Below are 23,864 nucleotides of genomic sequence, written 5' to 3'. Positions count from 1 at the left end.
GCCAGCGCCCGCATGTCCAGCCCCGCAGCCGCCGCTGCGCCCGCCGGCAGTCCACCGCAGCGCAGCCCGCTGCGCGCCCACTGGCAGCGCCTGGCCGCGCGCGAGCAGACCCTGGTGCTGCTGGCCGCCGCCGTGATCGGCCTGGCGCTGCTGTGGTGGCTGCTGCTGGCGCCGGCGCTGCACACACTCAAGACCTCCGCCGCGCGCCACGCCGCCGTCGATGCCCAGCTGCGCCAGATGCAGCAGTGGCAGGCCGAGGCGCAGCAGCTCCAGGACGCCCCACGCACCCCGGCGTTGGACGCGCCGGCGCAGCTGCAGCGCAGCGTGCAGCAACTGCCGGGCGGCAGCGCCCGGGTCGTGATCGCCGGCGACCAGGCCACGGTGACGCTGCAGGCCGTGCCTGCCGAGGCCCTGGCGCAGTGGCTGGCGCAACTGCGCACCAGCGCACACGCCGTGCCGCAGCAGGCCCACCTGAAACGCAGCCCCGCCAGCGCCGCCCCCACCTGGGACGGCACCCTGGTGCTGACCCTGCCGCCCGACTGATGGCCGATCAGGTCGCTTTCCCGTCTCTTCCCTCCCTGAAGGGCACCCAGGCTGCCTCTGCGCTCCTTTCTCCCCTGAAGGGCGGCCAGGCTGCCTCCCCGCTCCTTTCTCCCCTGAAGGGCGGCCAGGCTGCCTCCCCGCTCCTTCCCCCTCTGGGGGAAGGCTGGGATGGGGCAGGCTGGTCATGGCGCGCCGCCCCATCAGCCCACCCACCCAGACCGGCCAGCGCATTTTTCAGTCGTCCACTCCCCGCCCGCTGCCTGACCCACCCACCACCTGACCCACCCGTGCCCCGCCCCTGCGCCCCACCCGCCCCGCCCCCACCGCCCGCCCCCCTGGGCCTGGGCGCTGACTGGCGCCTGCCTGGGTGCGCTGTGCATCGCCATCGCCGCCGCTCCGGCACGCTGGCTGGCCACCGCAGTGGCGCGCGCCAGCGGCGGGCAGGTGCTGCTGCACGACGCGCGCGGCACGCTGTGGAACGGCTCGGCGCAGCCGGTGCTGACCGGCGGGCCGGGCAGCCAGGACAGCGCCGCCCTGCCCGCCCGGCTGCACTGGCGTGTGCGCCCGGCCTGGCTGGGCGCACGTGTGCAGCTCCATGTCGATTGCTGCACGCCCGCGCCGCTGCAGCTGCACGCCCGCCTGGGCTGGCGCAGCGCGCAGCTGCAACTGGCCGATGGCCGCAGCCAATGGCCGGCGGCCATCCTGGCCGGCCTGGGCACGCCCTGGAACACGCTGCAGCCGCAAGGCCAGCTGCAACTGGCCACCCAGGGCCTGAACGCCTCCTGGACGCAGGGCCGGCTGCAGCTGCAGGGCCGGGTGCAGCTCGATGCGCTGGCCATGTCCTCGCGCCTGTCCACGCTGCAGCCCATGGGCAGCTACCGCCTGAGCCTGCAGGGCGGCGAGGCGCCGACGCTGAATCTGGCGACACTGGACGGCGCGCTGCTGCTGTCGGGCAGCGGCCAGTGGGTCGGCCAGCGCCTGCGCTTCACTGGCGAGGCCAGCGCCGCGCCCGGGCGCGAGGCGGCGCTGGCCAATCTCTTGAATATCATCGGGCGACGCAGCGGCGCACGCTCCATCATCACCGTGGGTTGAACGCGCTCATGACTTCCATGCTCTCCTTGCCCCCACCGCGCCGAGCGCGCACGATGCTTCGATTCACTACTATTTTCATAGCTATCAGCGCTTGCCTGGCGGGCGTTTCAGCCGGTTTTGATGCTCAAGCACAGACGGCGGCGCAGACATCCAGACAGACATCGGCACAAACCGGCAGCGTGCTGCCCAACGAGCCGGTCACGCTGAATTTCTCCGGCGCCGACATCGAGGCCGTGGCGCGCACCCTGGCCACCATCACCGGGCGCAACGTGGTGGTCGATCCGCGCGTCAAGGGCCAGCTCAACCTGGTGACCGAGCGCGCCGTCTCGCCCGCCAAGGCCTTCGAGCAGTTCCTGGCGGCGCTGCGCCTGCAGGGCTTCACGGTGGTCGAGTCCGCCGGCCTGTACAAGGTCGTGCCCGAGGCCGATGCCAAGCTGCAGGCCGCCACCGTGGCCGTGACCCAGGGGCCATCGGGCCGGGCGCCGGCGGGCGGGCAGATCGTCACGCAGATCTTCAAGCTGAACTTCGAGAACGCCGCCAACCTGGTGCCGGTGCTGCGCCCGCTCATCAGCCCGAACAACACCATCAACGTCAACCCAGGCAACAACTCGCTGGTCATCACCGACTACGCCGACAACCTGCAGCGCCTGGCGCGCATCGTCGCGGCCATGGATGTGTCCAACGCCAGCGATGTCGAGGTCATCCCACTGCAGCACGCCGTGGCCAGCGATCTGGCGCCGCTGGTGGCGCGGCTGATCGAGGGCGGCATGGGCGGCGGCCCGGCGCCGGCGCAGGGCCAGAGCGACAACTCCTTCAAGACCACGCTGCTGCCCGAGCCGCGCAGCAACGCGCTGATCGTGCGCGCGGCCAACCCGGCGCGCGTGGCGCTGGTGCGCTCGCTGGTGGCGCGCCTGGATCAGCCGGCGGCCAACGGCGCGGGCGCGGACAGCGGCAACATCCACGTGGTCTATCTGAAGAACGCCGATGCCGTGAAGCTGGCCACCACGCTGCGCGCGGCGCTGGCCGGCGGCAGTGGCGGCAGCGCGTCAGACGCCGGGGCCGCCGCCAGCCCGGTGCGCACCGGCGGCAGCGGCAGCGGCAGCGTGGGCGGCCTGCAAAGCGCCGGCCTGGGGCAGCAGTCGGGCCTGGGCGGCACCGGCGGCCTGGGCGCCAATGCGCCCGCGCTGTCGGGCAGCGCCGGCAGTGCCGGACAGCCCTCCACGGGCGGCATCATCCAGGCCGACCCGAGCACCAACTCGCTCATCATCAGCGCGCCGCCGCCGCTGTACCGCCAGATCCGCGCGGTGATCGACAAGCTCGATGGCCGGCGCGCGCAGGTGCTGGTGGAGAGCCTGATCGTCGAGGTGCGCGCCAGCCGCGTGGCCGAGTTCGGCATCCAGTGGCAGGGCGTGCTGGGCCACATGGGCGGCACGCTGGGCGTGCTGGGCAACAACTCCAGCATCTCGGGCACCAACATCCTGAACCTGGCGCTGGCCGCAGCCAGTGCCGCCAACGGCAACCTGACGGCTCTGGGCGCTGCCGGCGCGCGCCCGGCGCCGGGCATGAACGCCGCCATCGTGCCGCGCATCGACGGCAAGTACTACCTGGGCGCGCTGGCCAATTTCCTGGAGAACACCGGCGACGCCAACGTGCTGTCCACGCCCAACCTGATGACGCTGGACAACGAGGAGGCGCAGATCATCATCGGCGACAACGTGCCGTTCCCGACCGGCTCGTATGCCAACACCGGCGGCCTGGGCGGCGCCGTCAACCCCTTCACCACGGTGGAGCGCAAGGATGTCGGCCTGATGCTGCGCGTGCGCCCGACCATCAACGAAAACGGCACCGTCAAGCTGGCGCTGTACCAGGAGGTGTCCAAGGTCGCGGCCAACACGCTCAACAACGTCAACGGGCCGACGACCAGCAAGCGCTCCATCGAATCCACCGTGCTGGTGGACGACGGCAGCGTCATCGTGATCGGCGGCCTGCTGGAAGACAGCTACGGCCTGGCGCAGGACAAGGTGCCGCTGGCCGGCGACCTGCCGGTGGTCGGCGGCCTGTTCAGAAGCGAAAAGCGCACGCGCGAGAAGACCAACCTGATGGTCTTTCTGCGCCCTGTCGTCATCCGCGACAGCGCCACCAGCGACGCGCTGATGGTCGATCGCTACGAGGCCATCCGCGCGCTGCAGGAAACCAGCCAGCCCGCGCCCAGCCCGGTGCTGCGCGCCGTGTCGGAGGCGCCGGTGCTACCAGCCCTGGCGCCGGCCCCCGCCATCGCCCCGGCCGACGCCGCTGCCCCATCCGCCAGCCCCGCCTGCCCCGGCCCCGCTGGCCCCGGTACGCCCGACGCTGCGCGTGCCAGCGCCAGCGCCGGCGCCGGCAGCACCGGCCATCGACCCGGCCTACATGCCGCAGTAAATCCAGCCGCACCAGCCCAGCCCCATGCGCCACCCCCTGCCCTACGCCTTTGCGCGCACGCACCAGCTGCTGCTGGAAGACGATGCCGGCCGGCTGACACTCTGGCACGGCCCCCGGCTGGCCATGCCGGCGCTGTCCGAAGTGCTGCGCAAGCACGGCGACATGGAGCTGATCGCGCTGGATGCGGCGCAACTGGCGCAGCGCATCAGCCTGGCCTACTCGCACAGCGAATCCAGCGCCGCCACGGTGGTCAGCGAGGTCGAGGAGGGCGCCGACCTCTCGCGCATGATGCAGGAGCTGCCCGCCGTGGAAGACCTGCTCGAGAGCGCCGGCGACGCGCCCATCATCCGGATGCTCAACGCCCTGCTGACCCAGGCCGTGCGCGACGGCGCCAGCGACATCCACATCGAGCCTTACGAGCGCCACTCCAGCGTGCGCTTTCGCGTCGATGGCAGCTTGCGCGAGGTGGTGCAGCCCAACCGCGCGCTGCACGCCGCGCTGATCTCGCGCCTGAAGATCATGGCCGACCTGGACATCTCGGAAAAACGCCTGCCGCAGGACGGGCGCATCAGCCTGCGCCTGGGCACGCGCGCCATCGACGTGCGCGTGTCCACCCTGCCCAACGCCCACGGCGAGCGCGCCGTGCTGCGCCTGCTCGACAAGAGCGAAAGCCGCCTGAACCTGGAGGCGGTGGGGATGCAAGGCCCGGTGCTGGCGCGCATGGAGCAGCTCATTGCCCAGCCGCATGGCATCGTCCTGGTCACCGGGCCGACCGGCTCGGGCAAGACCACCACGCTGTACGCGGCACTGGCGCGGCTGGACGCGGCGCGCAGCAACATCATGACGGTGGAAGACCCGATCGAGTACGAGCTGCCGGGCGTAGGCCAGACGCAGGTCAACAGCAGGATCGAGCTGACCTTCGCCAAGGCGCTGCGGGCGATTTTGCGGCAAGACCCGGACGTCATCATGATCGGCGAGATCCGCGACTTCGAGACCGCGCAGATCGCCATTCAGGCCAGTCTCACCGGCCACCTGGTGCTGGCCACGCTGCACACCAACGACGCGGCCAGCGCCGTGACGCGGCTGGTGGACATGGGGGTCGAGCCATTCTTGCTGTCGTCGTCGCTGCTGGGCGTGCTGGCGCAGCGGCTGGTGCGCAAGTACTGCACGCAGTGCCAGGGCGGCGGCTGCGAGGCCTGCGGGCACACGGGCTACGCCGGGCGCACCGGCGTGTTCGAGCTGCTGGCGGTCGATGACGCCATCCGCGCGCACATCCACGCCGGCGCCGGCGAGGCCGCCATCCGCGCCCAGGCGCTGGCCAGCGGCATGACGCTGATGCGCGAGGACGGCCAGCGCCTGGTGGCCGCCGGCATCACCAGCCCCGAGGAAGTGCTGCGCGTGACGCGCGATTGAAATATTTATAGCAAAAAGTGCCTGAAACCCTTGCCAGGCAAGCGTTGACAGCTTTTATAAAAGTAGCAAAAAGATCCTACTGACAGCAGACGCTCCTGCAACGCGCCCAAGGCCTGCGCCGCCCATCCGCCCGGTTGTGGCCACAATCAGGCCATGAGCACAAGCAAACTCCCCCTGTTGTCCTTCCTCGACCTGGTTGCCGTGCGCGAGGGCGCCAGCGTCGCCCAGGCGCTTGATCTGGCCGTGCGCACCGTGCGCCATGCCGAGGCGCTGGGCTTTGCCCGCTACTGGGTAGCCGAGCACCACAACATGCCCGGCATCGCCAGCTCGGCCACCGCCGTGCTGATCGGGCACCTGGCGGGCGCAACGCGCAGCATCCGCGTTGGCTCGGGCGGCATCATGCTGCCCAACCATGCGCCGCTGGTCGTGGCCGAGGCCTTCGGCACGCTGGCCACGTTGTATCCAGGGCGCATCGACCTGGGCCTGGGCCGCGCGCCCGGCACTGATCCGGCGACCATGCGCGCCCTGCGCCGCGACCGCGTCGAGACCGAGGCCGACTTCCCGCGCGACGTGGCCGAGCTGCAGCGCCTGCTGGCGCCGCCCGAGCCGGGCCAGAAGCTGATCGCCGTGCCCGGCGCCGGCACCGAAGTGCCCATCTGGCTGCTGGGCTCCAGCCTGTTTTCCGCGCAGCTGGCGGCGCACCTGGGCCTGCCGTACGCCTTTGCCTCGCACTTTGCGCCGCGCATGTTGCACGCGGCCATCGAGCTGTACCGGCGCCTGTTCCAGCCCTCCAAGGTGCTGGCCAGGCCCTACGTCATGGTCGGCGTGCCGGTGATTGCCGCGCCCACCGACCAGGAGGCGCAATACCTGGCCAGCAGCACCTACCAGCGCGTGCTGGGCATTCTGACGGGCCAGCGCGGCCTGCTGGCGCCGCCCGTGGAGGGCTATCTGGAGAGCCTGGGCTACCAGGAGCGCCAGGCCATTGCCGACTTTCTGGCCGTGGGCGTAGTCGGCGGGCCGGACACGGTGCGCGCCGGCCTGCGCGCGCTGGCCAGCAGCACCCAGGCCGACGAGTTCATCCTGGTATCCGACGTGTTCGATGCCGAGCTGCGCCTGCGCTCGCTGAGTCTGACGCGCGAGGCTCACTGTTGAGCGTTGTGCGTTGTGCGCCGAATGCACAGCGCACAACCTCCCCCGGCGCACCCGCGCGGGGAGCGTGAACACGCTCTCAGCCCTGTGCCAGCTCCAGGCTGCGCAGGCGCTGCTCGCGGCGCAGCTGCACGGCGTCGAGCTGCGTGAGCAGCAGCTCGTCGGGCTGCAGCCGCAGCAGCCGCATGGTGTTACCTACGCCGCGCATCTGCCCGCCCAGCGCCTGGCCGGCGGCGGCTACCTGCTCGACCAGGGCGGCGTTTTGCTGGGTGATGGCGTCCAGGTGCGCGATGGCCGTGTTGACCAAGGCGATGTCGCCCTGCTGCTCGTGCGCCGCCGTGCTGATGTCGCCCAGCAGGGCATCGAGCTGGCGCGCTGCCTGCAGGATGTCGTCCATGCGCTGGCGCGCCTGGGCGGTGGCCGCGTCGCCGCTGGCCACCCGGGCGGCGGCTTCGCCGATGAGCTGGCGGATGTTGCGCGCCGCCTCGGTAGTGCGCCCGGCCAGGGCGCGCACCTCGCCGGCGACCACGGCAAAGCCGCGCCCGGCCTGGCCGGCACGCGCCGCCTCGACGGCGGCATTGAGTGCCAGCAAATTGGTCTGGAAGGCCACGCCCTCGATCAGTTGCACGATGTCCTGGATGCTGCGCGACGTGCCGGCAATGCCCTGCATGGCCTGATCGACGGCCTGCACGGCATCGTTGCCGTGCTGCGTCAGGGCGCTGGTGCGCGCAGCCAGGTCGGCGCCCCGGGCGGCAAAGGCGGCGCTGCCCTGCACCGTGCCGATGATCTGCTCCATCGAGGCCGTGGTCTGCTGCAGGCTGCTGGCCTGCGCCTCGGTGCGCGCCGACAGGTGCTGGTTGCCATGGGCGATGTCCTGCACCGAGTGCTCGAGCTGCTGCATCTCCAGGCGCACGTCCTGCACCAGCGTGCGCAGATTGACGCGCAACTGCTGCAGCGCGCGCTGCAGTTGCCCGATGCCGCCGGCCGCACCCGCGGCCAGCGGGTGCGACAGGTCGCCCGAGGCCAGCAAGTTGGCGTCGGCCACCACCTGCGCCAGGGGCGCGATGGTCAGCTGGTGGACGGCCCATGTGGCCAGCGCCACCGACAGCGCAGTCAGCGCGAGCGTCAGCGGCCAGGCCGTCCCGGCCAGCGCTGGCGCCAGCACCAGCGCCACGGCCAGCAATTGCACCAGGAACACGCGCGCCGTCATGCTGCCGGCGGCGCGCGCGGCCAGGTGCGCCAGCCGCCCCCGGCGGCAGACCTGGCCCTGGCGCAGGCACAGCCGGGGCCGCCCGGCGCGCTGCTCGCGCTGCATACGCTGGTACAGCGCAGCTGCCGCCTGCACCTGCTCGCGCCCGGGCAGGGTGCGCACCGACAGGTAGCCGGTGATCTGGCCGCCGCTGCGCACCGGGGTGACGTTGGCCTGCACCCAGTAGAAGTCGCCGTTCTTGCGCCGGTTCTTGACCAGGCCCGTCCAGGGCTGGCCGGCCTCGATGGTCGCCCACAGGTCGCGAAAAGCCTCGGCTGGCATGTCCGGGTGGCGGATCAGGTTGTGCGGCTGACCCAGCAGCTCGGCTTCGCAGTAGCCGCTGACGGTGGCAAAAGCGGCGTTGCAGTAGGTCATCCGCCCCTTGGTGTCGGTCACCGAAACCAGGGTCTCATCGGCCCCGAATCGATATTCGCAGTCGCTCACGGGCTGGTTGTTGCGCAAAACGTCCCCTGCAGATGTGTGGTACCACCCCGGACAGGCAGGGCGGTGGCCGTTGATGTGTGTCAACAATTGTAAGGAAAGCTCCAGATGCCGGCGTTTCCTCGCAGGCCGCTACCATGCAAGACTTGTTTGAAGACTTGTCTGCCAGCCCAGTTCAGCCACTGCCATGCCAGCTTTTTCCTTTGAAGCCCTGGACGCCGAAGGCCGCGTGCGCCGGGGCACGGTGGATGCCGACAGCCCGCGTGCCGCACGCGGCCTGCTGCGCGCGCAGGCGCTGGTGCCGCTAGACGTGCAGGCGCTGGGCAGCGACGCCCAGGCCGGCCAGCCCCAGGGCCTGGCGCAGCGCCTGCTGACCCGCCCGGTCTTGGGCAGCGCCGCCCTGGCGGTGTGGACGCGCCAGCTCGCCGGCCTGGTGGGTGCCGGGCTGCCGCTGGAGCGCGCCCTCACCGCCCTGGCCGAAGAGGCCGACAGCCAGCCCCAGGCCCATCTGGTGGCCGCGCTGCGCGCCGAGGTCAACGCCGGCGCACCCTTTGCCCGGGCGCTGGCGCTGCACCCGCGCGAGTTCTCGCCGATCTACTGCGCCGTCGTGGGCGCAGGCGAGGCCAGTGGCGCCCTGGGCGAGGTGCTGGAGCGCCTGGCCGACGACTTGGAGGCACGCCAGCAACTGCGCGCCCAGCTGGTCGGCGCAGCGCTGTACCCGGCCATCGTCACCGTGGTGGCGGTGCTCATCGTGCTGTTCCTGGTCGGCTACGTGGTGCCGCAGGTGGCCGGCGTCTTTGCCGGCAGCAAGCGCGCCCTGCCCCTGCTCACGGTGGCCATGCTGGCACTGAGCGACTTCGTGCGGCACTGGGGCTGGGCCTTGCTGGGCGCTGTTGTTTTGATAGCTGTCAGCGCACGGCTGGCGCTGTCCCGGGACGGATTCCGCGAGAAATTCGATGGCTGGTGGCTGCGCCTGCCGCTGCTGGGCCGGCTGGCGCGCGGCTACAACGCGGCGCGCTTTGCCGCCACGCTGGCCATGCTGGCCGGTGCCGGCGTGCCCATCCTGCGCGCGCTGCAGGCTGCTGCCGAGACGCTGCACAACCGCGCCCTGCGCGCCGATGCGCTGGCCGCGCTGGCGCTGGTGCGCGAGGGCGCGCCGCTGGCCTCGGCGCTGGCGCAGACCCGGCGCTTTCCGGGCCTGCTGTCCATGTTCGCGCGCCTGGGCGAGCAGACCGGGCGGCTGCCCCAGATGCTTGAGCGCGCCGCCACCCAGCTGGGCAGCGAAGTGCAGCGCCGCGCCCTGCAACTGGCCACGCTGCTGGAGCCGCTGCTGATCGTCGGCATGGGCGTGGTGGTCATGCTGATCGTGTTGGCGGTGCTGATGCCCATCATTCAGCTCAACCAGTTCGTCAAATAACCTCATCATGGCCATGACCCTGGACGACAAGCTGGTGGTGGCGATTTCCTCGCGCGCGCTGTTCGATTTCGAGGAGGAAAACCGCCTGTTCGAGGCCGGCGACGAGCAGGCCTACATGCGCCGGCAGCTGGAACAAGTCCACGCCCCGGCGCGCCCCGGCATCGCCTTTGCCCTGGTGCGCAAGCTGCTGGCCTTCAACACGCCGCAGGCGCAGCGCGTCGAGGTGGTCATGCTCTCGCGCAACGACCCGGCCAGCGGGATGCGCGTGTTCGCCTCGGCGCAGGCGGCGGGGATGCACATCGAGCGCGGCGTGTTCACGCGCGGGCGCGATCCGTTTTCCTATCTGCGCCCGCTGGGCGCGCACCTGTTCCTGTCGGCCAACGAGGCCGATGTGCGCCAGGCGCTGTCCATCGGCTTTCCGGCGGCGCGGGTCATGGTGGACGCCACGCCGGCGGGCGACCGCTACCCGGGCGAGGTGCGCATCGCCTTCGACGGCGACGCCGTGCTGTTTTCCGACGAGGCCGAGCGCGTCTATCAAAGCGGCGGCCTGCCGGCTTTCCTGCAGCACGAGGTCTCGCACGCCGCCACGCCGCTGGCCGAAGGGCCGTTCAAGCCGCTGCTGGCGGCGCTGCACCGGCTGCAACAGCAGGCCGACGCTTCAGCCATGCGCATCCGCACCGCGCTGGTCACGGCGCGCAGCGCCCCGGCGCACGAGCGCGCCATCCGCACGCTGCTGGAGTGGGGCATCACGGTGGATGAGGCGATGTTCCTGGGCGGCTTGGACAAGGGGCCGTTCCTGCGCGAGTTCGAGCCGGATTTCTTCTTCGACGACCAAAGCGGCCATGTCAGCTCGGCCGCCCGGCATGTGCCCGCCGGGCACGTCAGCGCCGGGATTGCCAATCTCATGGCCGCAGAGGGCGCGCCCCGCGCCCCGGACGCCGGCTCATGAGCCGCCGGTGCGCTTGACCTTGGGGTCGGAGTAGGTCAGCGGCTCGTCGTCGCGGGCCTGCTGGGCGATACGCTCGGCCAGCGTGGTCTTGTTGACTTCAAGCGCCACCTCGACGGCGCTGCCGCTGGCGCGCCACATGGACTGGATGAACTCCAGCAGCTGCTGGTACAGCGGGGGCGGCGGCGGGGTTTCCTCGGCCTGCTCGGCGGCTTCTTTCTGGGTCTCGGGCAGCGTCCAGTCGCGGTCGGCCTGGTCGGCATCGCTGGGGCGCGTCGGCTCCCCGCGCAGGTTCAGAGTGCTGCCTTCGCCCAGGCGATCCACGGATTCGACGGCGCCCGGCGCCGGCACCGGGCGCACGGGCACGGCGCCGCCGGCGCCGGTGGAATAAAGATCCGCCGCCGGGACGGCACGCCATAGCGGGGTCGAGCGGTCAACAGGTGGCAAATGCATGATGAAGGCCCTCCAATGGATACAGAGGCGCTGGCCGCAGCCAGAACCTCGTCGTACCCCGATTTCGGCAAAAAGCAGGGGAAATTGAGGCTTGTTTGACCGATGGCCCGAAAAAGCCGGGCAAATTCCGGGCAAATCCAGCCGGATTTCAGGCCTTTTCGGCCTCAAAGCCCCGTCCAGCCTGCCCTGGGTGCTATAGAAAACGCTCCAGTAGTCGGCGCGAATGCCGATCCAGCGCACCCACATCGGGCACCCGGAACTGCAGGCCGCCGCTGGCCGTGATCAGCAGGTGCGTGCGCCCGCCCAGGCGGCGGATGTCCTCCTCGGCCTTGAGCACCAGCACAGCCGCGCCCCGGTCGGTGTCCACCTGCCAGGTGCTGGGCGTGGCAAAGCTCGACACCGACGCCAGCCGGGTGATGGTGGGCACGAACTCGCGCACCGCCAGCTCCTGCTCGATCAGTGCGCGCATGGCGGGCGGCACCTGCGTCAGCTGCTCGATCCAGGCCAGCTCCTGGCCGTCGCGGCCGACCAGGGACACGCCCTCGCCGGGCGCGGCGATCGGGAAGGCGCGCACCGGGGTGATGCCCTCGTGCAGCGTGCCGTCCGGCTGGCGCAGCACCAGACGGCCATGCGGGTTGCGCTCCAGCGCGAAGTCCGAAAGCGTGGCGTGTTCCATGGCCTGCCCCCTCATGCCTGGCCCGCCGGGTGGCGCGGGTGGGTTTCGATCTGCAGGCCGGCGGCCTGGGCTTCTTCCTCGGCGCGGCGCGCCTGCGCCTCGTACAGCCGCCAGTAGGCGCCCTGCCTGTCCATGAGGGCATCGTGCGGGCCGACCTCGACAATCTCGCCCCGATCGAGCACCACCAGCCGGTCGGCCTTGCGCAGCGTGGACAGGCGGTGCGCGATGGCGATCGTCGTGCGGCCCTGCACCAGGTTGTCCAGCGCGCGCTGGATCTCGCGCTCGGTCTCGGTGTCCACCGCCGAGGTGGCCTCGTCCAGGATCAGGATGCGCGGGTCGATCAGGAGCGCCCGGGCGATCGAGATGCGCTGCCGCTCGCCGCCCGACAGGCTCTGGCCGCGCTCTCCCACCAGACTGTCGTAGCCGTGCGGCAGGCGCAGGATGAATTCATGCGCGTGCGCAGCGCGCGCGGCGGCAACGATCTGCGCGCGCGTGGCATCCGGCTTGCCATAGGCGATGTTCTCGGCCACGGTGCCGAAGAACAGGAAGGGCTCCTGCAGCACCAGGCCGATATGGCTGCGCCAGTCGGCCACGGCCATGCGGCGCAGATCGACGCCATCGACAAGAATGGCGCCCTCGTTCACGTCGTAGAAGCGGCAGATCAGGTTGACCAGCGTGCTCTTGCCCGAGCCGCTGTGGCCGACCAGGCCGATCATCTCGCCCGGGCGGATATCGAGCGACACGTCCTTGAGGATGACCCGGCTGCCCGCGCGCAGGCCCACGCCGCGCAGCTCGATGGCGCCCTGCAGCTGCGGCACGCGCACCGGGCTGGCCGGGTCGGGCACGTTGCTGACGTGATCGAGGATGTCGAAGATGCGCTTGGCGCCGGCAGCGGCCTTCTGCGTCACCGACACGATGCGGCTCATGGAGTCCAGCCGCGTGTAGAAGCGCCCGATGTAGGCGATGAAGGCGGCCAGCACGCCCACGGTGATGTCGTTTTTCGCCACCAGCCAGATGCCGAAGGCCCAGACCACCAGCAGGCCGATCTCGGTCATCAGCGACACCGTGGGCGAGAACAGGCTCCAGGTCTTGTTCAGGCGGTCGTTGACTTCCAGGTTGTGCTGGTTGGCGGCGCGAAAGCGCTCGGCCTCGCGCCGCTCCTGGGCAAAGGCCTTGACCACGCGGATGCCGGGGATGGTGTCGGCCAGCACGTTGGTGACCTCGCTCCAGACCCGGTCGATGCGCTCGAAGCCGGTGCGCAGCCGGTCGCGCACGGTGTGGATCAGCCAGGCGATGAAGGGCAGCGGCACCAGGGTGACCAGGGCCAGCCACGGGTTGATGGAAAACAGGATGGCCGAGGTCATCAGGATGACCAGCACATCGGTGGCGAAGTCCAGCGCGTTGAGCGACAGGAAGACGTTGATGCGGTCGGTCTCCGAGCCTATGCGCGCCATCAGGTCGCCCGTTCTCTTGCTGCCGAAGTAGTCCAGCGACAGGCGCATCAGGTGCTCGTAGGTGGTGGTGCGCAAGTCGGCGCCGATGCGCTCGGACACCAGCGCCAGCACATAGGTGCGCGCCCAGCCCAGGGCCCAAGCCAGCAGTGCCGCCAGCAGCAGCCCACCCAGGTACAGCGCCACTTGGCTGACCGGAATCTGCTGGCCGCTTTGGTAGGGGATCAGCACCTCGTCCATCAGCGGGATGGTCATGTAGGGCGGCACCAGCGAGGCGGCGGTGGAGGCCAGCGTCAGCGCGAAGCCGGTGGCCAGCTGTTTCTTGTAGGGCCGGGCAAAGCGCCACAGGCGCAGCAGCACCCATGTGGAGGCCGCCGGCGCCTGCTGGCGCGCGCAGGCCGGGCACTCCTCGGCGTCCGGCGGCAGCGGCGTGTGGCAGGCGGCGCAGCGCGGCGTGTCCTCGTCGGCGGGCAGGGCCAGCGCCGGGTCGGCCAGCCGCGCCAAGTGCTGCTCGAAGCGCTGCTGCAGGCGCAGCGCCTGCTGCTCGCGCGCCAGGGTGAAGCGCCACAGCGCCAGGCGCTGCGCGGCGTCGTGCAGCTCCAGTGTGCCGACACCGCCGTGTTCGAGCAGCTCCAGCCGCTGGCCCGGCGCCAGCGCCCAGGCCTGCGGCGGCGCGTCGGCGCTGCACCACAGCAGGCGCGCGGTGGTCAGCACCAGCAGGCCGGGGGCGAAGTGCAGCGCCGCGCTCAGGTCAACCTCGAAAGCGATCAGCACGTTCTCGCCAGGCGCAAGCGCTGCCTGCGCCTGCAGGCCCAGCGGGCCGGACGGGAGGACGCCCGAGGCGTCGGATGAAGGGTTTTGTTGCATGTGGTCAATATCGTCGGCGCGCAGCGCCCGGGGCGCAGGCCATTGTCCGGCACGCCCGTGCCCTGGCGGGCCGCGCCGGCCCGCCGCCTGTAACGGCCCACGCCAGCCGGCGGCTGACAGCGCCCGGCCCTGATCGGGGCCATACTTTTGCCGGCGCGCAACTTCCGCTGCGCCACCTTTCGCGCCCTGCGCGCCTTCCCCTCAGCTTTCATGGCCACCTTCCAAGACATCCAACTGCTGCGCGTCAACTTCCTGCGCGGCCCCAGCGTCTGGACTTACCGTCCCATCCTCGAAGTCTGGCTGGATTTGCAGGAGCTGGAGGACTACCCCTCCAACCTGCTGCCCGGCTTTAACCAGCGCCTGACCAGCTGGCTGCCCGACCTGATCGAGCACCACTGCGGCGTGGGCGAGCGCGGCGGCTTTCTGCAGCGCCTGGAGGGCGGCACCTGGTGCGGCCATGTGCTGGAGCACATCATCATCGAGCTGCTCAACCTCTCGGGAATGCCGGCCGAGTTCGGCCAGACGCGCGAGACCTCGCGGCGCGGCGTCTATCGCATGGTCTTTCGCTGCCCCGAGGAGGCGGTGGCGCGCGTGGCGCTGGCCCAGGGCCATCGCCTGATCATGGCGGCCATCAACGACCAGCCGTTCGACCTCAAGGCGGCCATCCAGGACATCAAGACCGCCATCGACGACCGCTACCTCGGCCCCAGCACCGGCTGCATCGTGGACGCGGCCAGCGAGCGGCGCATTCCGCACATCCGCCTGAACGACGGCAACCTGGTGCAACTGGGCTACGGCGCGGCGCAGCGGCGCATCTGGACAGCCGAGAGCGACCAGACCAGCGCGATTGCCGAAGGCATCGCCCAGGACAAGGACTTCACCAAGCGGCTGCTGGCCTCGTGCGGCGTGCCGGTGCCGCAGGGCCAGGTCGTGGCCAGCGCCGAGCAGGCCTGGCAGGTGGCCCAGGACATCGGCCTGCCCGTCACCGTCAAGCCCAGCGACGGCAACCATGCGCGCGGCGTGACGCTGGAGCTCACGCGCGAGGCCGACATCAAGGCAGCGTTTGCCCTGGCCGAGCCGGAAGGCTCGGAAGTCATCGTCGAGCGCTTCATCGAGGGCATCGAGCACCGCCTGCTGGTGGTGGGCGGCAAGGTCGTCGCTGCCTGCAAGGGCGAGACGGTGAGCGTCACGGGCAATGGCCGCGCCACGCTGGCCGAGCTGGTGGCCATCGAGAACCAGGATCCGCGCCGGGGCATCGAGCAGGAATACCCCTTGAGCCCCATCGACGTGGACGCCCCCGCCGTGCAGCTCGAATTGCGCCGCCAGGACGTGAGCCCCGACAGCGTGATCGAGCCAGGCCGCAGCGTACTGCTGCAAAGAAACGGCAACATGGCCATCGACTGCACCGACGACGTACACCCGGACGTGGCCTATTACGCCCAGCTGGCGGCAAGAATCGTCGGCCTGGACATCGCCGGCATGGACATGATCCTGAAGGACGTGTCCCAGCCCATGGCCGCCCAGGGCGGCGCCATCCTGGAGGTCAACGCCGGCCCGGGCCTGTTGATGCACCTCAAGCCCACGGCCGGCGCGCCGCGCCCGGTGGGCATGGCCATCGTCGATCACCTGTTCCCGCGCGGCGAGGGCGCCGGCCACGCCGGGCGCATCCCCATCGTCGGCATCGTCGGCACGCAGGGCAACGCCTTCACGGCGCGCCTGGTGGGCTGGCTGCTGCAGCTGTCGGGCAAGCTCACCGGCGTGGCCTGCAGCGAGGGCATGGTGCTGGCCAGCCGCCGCACGCAGACCAGCAGCGCCGCGCACTGGGCCGGCGCGCACCGCCTGCTGACCAACCGCCTGGCCGAAGCCGCCGTCATCCAGACCACGGCGCGCTCCATCCTCGACGAAGGGCTGGCCTATGACCGCTGCCTGGTCGGCGTGGTCACCGACATGGACGGCTTCGAGCAGCTGGCCGACCACGACATCACCGAGATCGGCCAGATGCGCCGCGTGCTGCGCACGCAGATCGACGTGGTGCTGGCCGAAGGCGCCGGCGTGCTCAACGCCGACATCGAGCCGGTGGCCGGGCTGGCCGAGCTGTGCGATGGCGAGGTGCTGCTGTACTCGCTGCACGCGGACAACCCGCGCCTGGCCGCGCACCGCGCGGATGGCGAGGGCCGGGCGGTGTTCGTGCGCGACGCGCAGGTCATCCTGGCCAGCGGCGCCAGCGAGCGCGTGCTGGGCACGCTGGCCGCCCTGTGCCTGCCCGGCGGCCAGCAGCCAGACACGAGCGCCCTGCTGGCCGCCGTCGCTGCCGCCTGGGCGCTGGACATCACGCCCGAGCTGATCGCCGCCGGCATCAAGACGTTCGAGGGCAGCGTGTAGCGTGCCATTACGCACGACGCACGACTGCAACCATCAAAAACCATAGCTGCCCGCGCTTGATACACAAGGCCTGGAAGCCCATTTGGCTTGAAAAGAGACCCTTTATGGACATCATCCGTATCCGCGCCCTGCGCGGCCCCAACCTCTGGACGCGCAGCACCGCCATCGAGGCCATCGTGCAGTGCGGCGCCGGCGAGTGCAATCACGCCGCCCTGCCCGGCTTCGAAGACCGGCTGCGCGCGCGCTTTCCGGCCATCGGCGCGCTGCAGCCGCACGGCGCCGACAACGTGCTGACCCTGGCCCACGTGCTCGAAGCCGCCGCACTGCAGTTGCAGGCCCAGGCCGGCTGCCCGGTCACCTTCAGCCGCACGGCGCGCACGCCCGAGCCTGGCACCTGGCAGGTCATCGTCGAATACACCGAGGAAGCCGTGGGCCGGCTGGCCATGGAGCAGGCCGGCGCGCTGATCCAGGCAGCGCTGGCCGATGCGCCCTTCGACGCCGAGGCGCTGATCGCCCGGCTGCGCGAGCTGGACGAGGACGAGCGCATCGGCCCGTCCACCGGCTCGCTGGTCGATGCCGCCGTGGCGCGCGGCATTCCGTTTCGGCGCCTGACCAGCGGCTCGCTGGTGCAACTGGGCTGGGGCGCGCGCGCGCGGCGCATCCAGGCCGCCGAGCTGGATGCGACCAGCGCCGTGGCCGAGTCCATCGCCCAGGACAAGGATTTGACCAAGCGATTGCTGCACGCCGCCGGTGTGCCGGTGCCGCTGGGCCGGCCTGTGGCCAATGTGCAGGATGCCTGGCGCGTGGCCGAGGAAGTCGGCCTGCCGGTGGTCGTCAAGCCCCAGGACGGCAACCAGGGCAAGGGCGTCACCGTCAACATCACCTCGCGCACGCAACTGGAGGCGGCCTGGGCCGCAGCGCGCGAGCATGGCGACGAGATCATGGTCGAGCGCTTCCTGCCCGGCCACGACTTTCGCCTGCTGGTGGTGGGCAGCCAGATGGTCGCCGCCGCCCGGCGCGACCCGCCGCAGGTGCTGGGCGACGGCCAGCACACGGTGCGCGAGCTGGTGGACAGCGTGAACCAGGATCCGCGCCGGGGCAGCGGCCACGGCACGGCGCTCACGCGCATCCGGCTGGACGACATCGCCCTGGCCCGCCTGGCCGCCGAGGGCCTGACGCCGGAGTCGGTGCCAGCGCAGGGCCAGCGCGTGGTGCTGCGCAACAACGCCAACCTGTCCACCGGCGGCAGCGCCACCGACGTGACCGACGACGTACACCCGGACATTGCCGCGCGCGCCGTCGAGGCCGCGCAAACCATAGGCCTGCACATCTGCGGCGTGGACGTGGTGTGCGAGACCATGCTGCGCCCGCTGGAGGAGCAAAACGGCGGCATCGTCGAGGTCAACGCCGCGCCAGGCCTGCGGATGCACCTGTCGCCCTCGTTCGGGCGGCCACGCAATGTCGGCGCTCCCATGATCGACGCGCTGTTTGCGCCCGGCGACGATGGGCGCATCCCCTTGATTGCCGTCACCGGCACCAATGGCAAGACCACCACCACGCGGCTGATCAACCACCTGCTGGCCGCGCACGGCCTGCGCACCGGCATGACCAACACCGACGGCGTATGGGCCAATGGCCGGCAGATCGACAGCGGCGACTGCTCCGGCCCCAAGAGCGCGCGCAACGTGCTGTTCCATCCCGAGGTGGACGCAGCGGTGCTGGAATGCGCACGCGGCGGCATCCTGCGCGAGGGCCTGGGCTTTGACCGCTGCCAGGTGGCGGTGGTGACCAATGTCGGCGCCGGCGACCACCTGGGGCTGAACTTCATCACCACGGTGGAGGACGTGGCCGTGCTCAAGCGCGTCATCGTGAGCAACGTGGCGCCGGACGGCTGGGCCGTGCTCAACGCCGCCGATCCGCACGTAGCCGCCATGGCCAGCGTCTGCCCGGGCCGGGTCATCTACTTCGCCGCCGAGCGCCACCACCCCGTCATGGCCACGCACCGGGCGCAGGGCAGTCGCGTGGTCTATGTCGATGGCGAGCACATCGTGGCCGCCGAAGGCTCGTGGCGCGAGAGCGTGCTGCTGCGCGACATCCCGCTCACGCGCGCCGGCAGCATCGGCTTCCAGGTGGAAAACGCCATGGCCTCGATCGCCGCCGCCTGGGCCGCCGGCCTGCCCTGGGAAACTATCCGCCGTGGCCTGGCGAGTTTTCTGAACGACAGCGACAACGCTCCCGGGCGCTTCAACGTGCTCGATCACGCCGGCGCCACGGTGATTGCCGACTACGGCCACAACCCGGACGCCATGCGCGCCCTGGTGCAGGCCGTGCAGGCCATGCCGGCGGCGCGGCGCAGCGTGGTGATCTCCGGTGCCGGCGACCGGCGCGATGAGGACATCACCGAGCAGACGCAAATCCTGGGCGGCGTGTTCGACGACGTGGTGCTGTACCAGGACGCCTGCCAGCGCGGGCGCGCCGACGGCGAGGTGCTGGCGCTGTTGCGGCGCGGCCTGCAGGGGCGGAGCGCGCCAGCTACGTGACCGAAATCCAGGGCGAATTCGCCGCCATCGACCACGCGCTGGCGCGCCTGGCGCCGGGCGACCTGTGCCTGGTGCTGGTCGATCAGGTGGAGCAGGCCCTGGCGCACCTGCAGCGGCGCTGCGCCGAGGCAACGGCGGCGGCTTCGGCCACGTCGCTGGCAGCGGCGGGGCAGGCATGAAGGCGCCGGCCCGGCCCCTGCGCCCTGCGCATCCTGCGCTGGCCGCTGCCGCGCTGGCCGTGCTGCTGGGCGCTGGCGGCGCCGCCGCTGCACCGACCGAGCGCATCGGCAGCGTGGACACGGCCTTCCAGTGGCTGGGGCGCGACCATGACATCGTGGTCGAGGCCTACGACGATCCGCTGGTGGCCGGCGTGACCTGCTACGTCTCGCGCGCGCGCACCGGCGGCATCAAGGGCACGCTGGGCCTGGCCGAGGATCGCGCTGAAGCCTCGATCGCCTGCCGCCAGGTCGGGCCGATCAGCTTCGACAAGCCGCTGCCGCGCCAGCAGCAGGTCTTTTCCGAGCGCATGTCGATTCTGTTCAAGCGCCTGCGCGTGGTGCGCATGGTGGACAGCCAGCGCAACACCCTGGTCTATCTGTCGTACTCGGACAAGCTGATCGACGGCTCGCCGCAAAACAGCCTGACCGCCGTGCCGGTGCCGCGCGAGACGCCGATACCGGTGAAGTGACGCCCGTCCCCGCTCCCCGGCCCTGCTCCCTCTCCCTCTGGGAGAGGGCTGGGGTGAGGGCCGGCGACGCTGGCCGCGCAACATGGCCCGCCAGCACCAGCCACCCCCTGCCCCCCGGAAAAAAGAATAAAAACGCTTCAAACCCTTGCCAGTCAAGCGCTGATAGCTATTGAAAGAGGAGCAATCTCCCTCACCCCTGCTGCGCAATCTGCCGCAGCGCCCGCTCGAACACCGCCGCCGGTTGCCCGCCCTGGATCAGGTGCCGGCCCTCGACGATGACCGCCGGCACCGAATGGATGCCCTGCGCCTGCCAGTGGCGCTCGCGCTCGCGCACCTCGGCGGCGAACTCGTCCCCTTCCAGCACCTGGGCGGCGCGCGCCACGTCCAGCCCCAGCTCGCCCGCCAGGCGCAGCAGCACGGCGTGCGCGCCCGGGTTCTCGCCCTGGCTGAAATAGGCCGCGAACAGCGCGCCCTCCAGCGCGTGCTGCTGTCCGGCCTGGCCCTCGCGCCCCAGCCAGAACAGCAGGCGGTGCGCATCGAAGGTGTTGTAGATATGCGTGCGCCGCTGCAGGTCGAACTCCAGCCCGACCTCGCGCCCGCGCGCGGCAATCGTCTGGTGCATCTGCTCGAACTGCGCCGGCGTGCCGCCGTACTTGGCACCCAGGTGCGCGACCAGCTCCTCGCCCGGCGCGCCCAGGCCGGGGTTGAGCTCGAAGGGCTGGGTGCGCCAGACCAGCTCGATCTGCCCGGCCAGGCGCTGGCCCACCTGCTCCAGCGTCCTGAAGGCAATGGCGCACCAGGGGCAGACCAGGTCGGAGACGAAGTCGATGTGCAGGACGGCGGGCGTGGCAGGCGGGGTGTTCATGGCGATGACTCCTGAAGAGGGGTGGCGGCAGGGGGATGGTCTGGGAGGCTACTTAAAATATAGCTATCAGCGCTTGTCAGCAAAGGCTTTAAGGCTGTTTTGACTGGTATTTTTTGACCTGCCGCAGGGAGCTGTCCTACAGCAGCGCCGTCGCGCACCGGCCCACAATGGAGCTGTCCGGCCACAGCCAGCCGCTCATCTTTCATTCCTGCCCGAGGTATCCATTGCACATCCTGTACGTCGAAGACAGCCCTGAACTGCGCGAGACCATCGCCATGCTGATGGAAGGCCCGGGGCGCACCATCGTGGCCTGCGCCGATGCCGAGCAGGCCCTGCAGCACGAGCAACAGCAAGGGCCTTTCGATCTGGTGGTCAGCGATGTCAGCCTGCCCGGCCTGAGCGGCATCGAGCTGTGCCGCAGGCTGCTGCACGCCGACCCGCAGCGCCACGTCGTGCTGTGTACCGGCCATGCCCTGCAGGGCGAGCCGGCCTTGGACAGCCCGCAGGTGCGCGTGCTGCACAAGCCTTTCGACATCACGGCGCTGGAGGAGCTGCTCGACGACATACAGGCCCGGCTGCAGGGCCAGGGCAGCGGCGTGGCCTGAGCCGGCGCCAGACGGGCCGCAGCCCGCCTGGGCAGTCGTGCGCCCGGCGCGCGGCACGGCACGCTCACTGCGCCAGCGGCGTGCGCGGCAGCCGCACGGTGAAGCAGGTGCGCCCATCCTGGCAATCGGCCTCGATGCAGCCGCCATGCGCCTGCACGATCTGGCGCACGATGAACAGGCCCAACCCCAGGCCCTTGTGCTCGCTGGTGCTGCCCTGGCGGCCCCGGAAGGGCTCGAACAGACGCGGCAGCAGCGCCGCCGGGATCTCGCCGCCATTGGTCACGCGCAGCACCACGGTGTCCGCTGCCGCACCATCGAGCTGCAGCTCCACCGGCTGCTGCGGCGTGCCGTGGTGCATGGCGTTGGACAGTAAGTTGGCCAGCACCTGGCCCAGGCGCGCGGCGTCCCACGAACCCGACAGGTTGCCGCTGCGGCGCAGCAGCAGTTCGCGCTGCGGATGGGCGGCGCGCACCTCCTGCACCACGCTCTCGGCCTGCTGCGCCAGATCGACCGGCGCCACCAGCATGACCAGGCCGCCGTTCTGGCGCGCGCGCGTCACATCCAGCAGATCCTCGATCATGGACTGCATACGCTGTCCGGCCTGCTGCGCCTTGGCCGCCAGCAATTGCACCTTCTCGGGCGGCAGCGGGCGCTGCAGCATGGCGGCGGTGGCCAGGATGGCCGACAGCGGCGTGCGCAGGTCGTGCCCCAGCACGGCCATGAACATCTCGTTGATGTACAGCTCCTCGGTGCGCTGCTGCAGTTGGTAGGCCAGGGCGCGCTTTTGCCGCTGCAGGTCGAAGAACACGCGCGCCTTGGTCAGCAGCGTGTGCGGGTCGATGGGCTTGTAGAGAAAGTCCACGGCGCCGCTTTCGTAGCCACGGAACTGCCGGCGCTGGTCGTGCGCGCCGGCGGTCATGAAGATCAGCGGGATGTGGCGCGTGCGCTCGGAGCCGCGGATCAGCTCGGCCAGCTCGAAGCCGTTCATCTCGGGCATCTGCACGTCCAGCAGCGCCAGTGCCACGTCGCTGTGGATCAGCAGCAGCTCCAGCGCCGCCGGGCCGGAAGACGCCTTGAGGATGTCCACATCCTCGCTGTGCAGCAGCGCTTCCAGGGCCACCAGGTTTTCCGGGATGTCGTCCACCAACAGGCATTTGACCCGCGTGTGCGCGACTGCAGGGGCAGCCGGGTGGCCGTCGGCGCCGCAGGGCGAAGGGGCGGCAAAGATCACGGATTCCTCCCGCAAAGCAGTTGGTGAAGCACGCCGGCCATGGCCTGCGGTGTCAGCACATGGTCGGGCGTCAGCAGGGCCAGTGCCGCCTGCGGCATGGCAGCGGCGTAGGCGCTGTCGGGCGCCTGCACCAGCGTGGTGCCGCCGGCGCGCTGCACGGCCAGCAGGCCGCGCGCGCCATCGGCATTGGCGCCCGACAGCAATACCGCCACCAGCCGCTGGCCATAGGCGTGGGCGGCAGACTCGAACAGCACGTCGATGGCCGGACGCGAAAAATGCACCGGCGGGTCGATGGACAGCGCCAGCGCCGGCCCGGCATCGACCAGCAAATGGTAGTCGGGCGGCGCAAAGTAGATGTGGCCGGCCACCAGCGGCTCCTTGTCCTGGGCCTCGCACACCGGCAGGCGGCAGCACGGCGCAAAGATGTCGCCCAGCAAGCTGGGCTGCTCGCGCGGCAGGTGTAAGGCGACGATGACGCAGGCGGGCAGCGCCGGCGCCAGCGCCGGCAGGATTTCGCCCAGCGCCTCGATGCTGCCGGCGGAGCCGCCGATGACGATGGCCGACGGGGGCGCGGCGCTCATACCTCGGCCTTTTTCTGGTAGATGCGCTCGCTGGCCACGAACTCATCGAACTGCCCGCCGTGCGCGGAAAAGCGCAGCGACTCCTTGCTGCCCAGGCCCAGGAAGCCGCGCCGGCACAGCGACTCGCTGAACAGCCCGACGGCGCGATCCTGCAGCGGCCGGTCGAAGTAGATCAGCACGTTGCGGCAGGAGATGAGCTGCATCTCGGCAAACACGCTGTCGGTGGCCAGGCTGTGGTCGGAGAACACGATGTGCCGGCGCAGGCTCTTGTCGAAGACCACGCGCCCGTAGGCGGCGCTGTAGTGCTCGGACAGCGAGCCGGTGCCGCCCGAGCGGGCGTGGTTGTCCGTGAAGCCGGGCACGCGCTCGATGTCGTACACCCCGGCCTCGGCCTTTTGCAGGGCGGCGGCGTTGATGTCGGTGGCATAGATCAGCGAGCGCTCCAGCAGCCCCTCCTCGCGCAGCAGGATGGCCATAGACCAGACCTCCTCGCCCGAGCTGCAGCCGGCGATCCAGATCTTGAGCGAGGGGTAGGTGCGCAGGATGGGCAGCACCTTGTCGCGCAGCGCGCGGAAGTACTGCGGGTCGCGGAACATGTCGCTGACCTGCACCGTCAGGTACTGCAGCAGCGCCGGGAACACCGCTGGGTCGTGCAGCACCAGGTGCTGCAGCTGCGACAGCGAGGCGCAGTTGAAGCGCGTCAGCGCCGTCTGCAGCCGCCGGCGCAGCGAGGCCTGGGCGTAGCCGCGAAAGTCATAGTGGTAGCGCCGGTAGATGGCCTCGACCAGCAGCTCCTGCTCGATGTCGGCGGTTTTACGGATATGGGGCACGTTGACGCTGCGGATCGTGGGGGGCTG

The 23,864-nt window shown here is 70.7% G+C and carries 17 protein-coding genes and 2 pseudogenes; 11 read left to right on the top strand and 8 right to left on the bottom strand.

Going from position 1 to position 23,864, the window contains the following annotated elements; all coding sequences use genetic code 11:
- Nucleotides 1–12 precede the first annotated feature (12 nt).
- The 5 genes and pseudogenes from gspM to IDM45_RS17005 all read left to right on the top strand — a co-directional run bounded on the left by gspM (nt 13) and on the right by IDM45_RS17005 (nt 6,618).
- Entirely contained in the window at nt 13–543 is a 531-nt protein-coding gene (gene gspM, locus IDM45_RS17025) for a type II secretion system protein GspM (RefSeq protein ID WP_209424191.1), read from the top strand.
- Nucleotides 544–891: 348 nt separating this feature from the next.
- The gene (gspN, locus tag IDM45_RS17020) at nt 892–1,635 is read left to right on the top strand and encodes a type II secretion system protein N (protein ID WP_209424190.1); all 744 of its coding nucleotides are present in this window, start codon (nt 892–894) and stop codon (nt 1,633–1,635) included.
- Nucleotides 1,636–1,643: 8 nt separating this feature from the next.
- Nucleotides 1,644–3,728, top strand: a pseudogene (gspD, locus tag IDM45_RS17015) (type II secretion system secretin GspD); the annotation flags it as partial.
- Between the two features lie 349 nt (nt 3,729–4,077).
- Entirely contained in the window at nt 4,078–5,466 is a 1,389-nt protein-coding gene (locus IDM45_RS17010; RefSeq protein ID WP_209423900.1) for a GspE/PulE family protein, read from the top strand.
- A gap of 153 nt (nt 5,467–5,619) precedes the next feature.
- A complete protein-coding gene (locus IDM45_RS17005) occupies nt 5,620–6,618 on the top strand; it encodes an LLM class flavin-dependent oxidoreductase (protein ID WP_209423899.1) in 999 nt (332 codons plus the stop codon).
- 76 nt (nt 6,619–6,694) lie between these two features.
- Here the strand turns inward: IDM45_RS17005 and IDM45_RS17000 are convergent, their stop codons facing one another.
- Nucleotides 6,695–8,308, bottom strand: coding sequence for a methyl-accepting chemotaxis protein (locus tag IDM45_RS17000; RefSeq protein ID WP_232653670.1), 1,614 nt, complete (start codon nt 8,306–8,308; stop codon nt 6,695–6,697).
- Between the two features lie 184 nt (nt 8,309–8,492).
- Here IDM45_RS17000 and gspF point away from each other — a divergent pair, with 184 nt between their 5' ends.
- Together gspF and IDM45_RS16990 are read left to right on the top strand one after the other, a co-directional pair.
- Nucleotides 8,493–9,722, top strand: coding sequence for a type II secretion system inner membrane protein GspF (gspF, locus tag IDM45_RS16995; RefSeq protein WP_209423897.1), 1,230 nt, complete (start codon nt 8,493–8,495; stop codon nt 9,720–9,722).
- 7 nt (nt 9,723–9,729) lie between these two features.
- The gene (locus IDM45_RS16990) at nt 9,730–10,671 is read left to right on the top strand and encodes a 5'-nucleotidase (protein WP_209423896.1); all 942 of its coding nucleotides are present in this window, start codon (nt 9,730–9,732) and stop codon (nt 10,669–10,671) included.
- Here IDM45_RS16990 and IDM45_RS16985 read toward each other — a convergent pair.
- From IDM45_RS16985 to IDM45_RS16975, 3 genes are all read right to left on the bottom strand, one after another.
- A complete protein-coding gene (locus IDM45_RS16985; RefSeq protein ID WP_209423895.1) occupies nt 10,666–11,121 on the bottom strand; it encodes a hypothetical protein in 456 nt (151 codons plus the stop codon). The two genes, IDM45_RS16990 and IDM45_RS16985, sit on opposite strands and share 6 nt — an antisense overlap.
- Nucleotides 11,122–11,314: 193 nt before the next feature.
- The gene (locus IDM45_RS16980) at nt 11,315–11,797 is read right to left on the bottom strand and encodes a cyanophycin metabolism-associated DUF1854 family protein (RefSeq protein ID WP_209423894.1); all 483 of its coding nucleotides are present in this window, start codon (nt 11,795–11,797) and stop codon (nt 11,315–11,317) included.
- An 11-nt stretch (nt 11,798–11,808) separates the two neighbouring features.
- Nucleotides 11,809–14,115, bottom strand: a complete 2,307-nt coding sequence (locus tag IDM45_RS16975; protein ID WP_209423893.1) for a cyanophycin metabolism-associated ABC transporter — start codon at nt 14,113–14,115, stop codon at nt 11,809–11,811.
- A 210-nt stretch (nt 14,116–14,325) separates the two neighbouring features.
- Between IDM45_RS16975 and IDM45_RS16970 the strand changes: the two genes are divergently transcribed.
- From IDM45_RS16970 to IDM45_RS16960, 3 genes and pseudogenes are all read left to right on the top strand, one after another.
- Nucleotides 14,326–16,497 carry a cyanophycin synthetase gene (locus IDM45_RS16970; protein WP_209423892.1) on the top strand — a complete coding sequence of 724 codons (2,172 nt, stop codon included), beginning with the start codon at nt 14,326–14,328 and terminating at the stop codon, nt 16,495–16,497.
- A gap of 104 nt (nt 16,498–16,601) precedes the next feature.
- Nucleotides 16,602–19,216: pseudogene (cphA, locus tag IDM45_RS16965) on the top strand (cyanophycin synthetase).
- Nucleotides 19,213–19,725, top strand: coding sequence for a CreA family protein (locus IDM45_RS16960; protein WP_209423891.1), 513 nt, complete (start codon nt 19,213–19,215; stop codon nt 19,723–19,725). Before cphA ends, IDM45_RS16960 begins: the two are co-directional and overlap by 4 nt.
- A 190-nt stretch (nt 19,726–19,915) precedes the next feature.
- On the opposite strand, the gene IDM45_RS16955 is transcribed toward IDM45_RS16960, so the two are convergent.
- Nucleotides 19,916–20,590 carry a DsbA family oxidoreductase gene (locus IDM45_RS16955; protein ID WP_209423890.1) on the bottom strand — a complete coding sequence of 225 codons (675 nt, stop codon included), beginning with the start codon at nt 20,588–20,590 and terminating at the stop codon, nt 19,916–19,918.
- A 224-nt stretch (nt 20,591–20,814) separates the two neighbouring features.
- On the opposite strand from IDM45_RS16955, the gene IDM45_RS16950 reads away from it, so the two are divergent.
- Nucleotides 20,815–21,195, top strand: a complete 381-nt coding sequence (locus IDM45_RS16950; RefSeq protein WP_209423889.1) for a response regulator — start codon at nt 20,815–20,817, stop codon at nt 21,193–21,195.
- A 64-nt stretch (nt 21,196–21,259) separates the two neighbouring features.
- Here the strand turns inward: IDM45_RS16950 and IDM45_RS16945 are convergent, their stop codons facing one another.
- Genes IDM45_RS16945 through IDM45_RS16935 form a run of 3 tightly spaced genes read right to left on the bottom strand, consistent with a single transcriptional unit; the run spans nt 21,260 to nt 23,837 of the window.
- Nucleotides 21,260–22,426, bottom strand: coding sequence for a hybrid sensor histidine kinase/response regulator (locus IDM45_RS16945; protein WP_408631655.1), 1,167 nt, complete (start codon nt 22,424–22,426; stop codon nt 21,260–21,262).
- A complete protein-coding gene (locus tag IDM45_RS16940; protein ID WP_209423888.1) occupies nt 22,423–23,007 on the bottom strand; it encodes a chemotaxis protein CheB in 585 nt (194 codons plus the stop codon). The genes IDM45_RS16945 and IDM45_RS16940 overlap by 4 nt, the downstream gene beginning before the upstream one ends.
- A complete protein-coding gene (locus tag IDM45_RS16935; RefSeq protein WP_209423887.1) occupies nt 23,004–23,837 on the bottom strand; it encodes a CheR family methyltransferase in 834 nt (277 codons plus the stop codon). Before IDM45_RS16935 ends, IDM45_RS16940 begins: the two co-directional genes overlap by 4 nt.
- Nucleotides 23,838–23,864: the final 27 nt, after the last annotated feature.

The organism is Melaminivora jejuensis (genome assembly GCF_017811175.1).
In the GTDB taxonomy this organism is placed as follows: Bacteria; Pseudomonadota; Gammaproteobacteria; order Burkholderiales; family Burkholderiaceae_C; genus Melaminivora; species Melaminivora jejuensis.
This window is presented reverse-complemented; position numbering and strand designations above follow the sequence as displayed.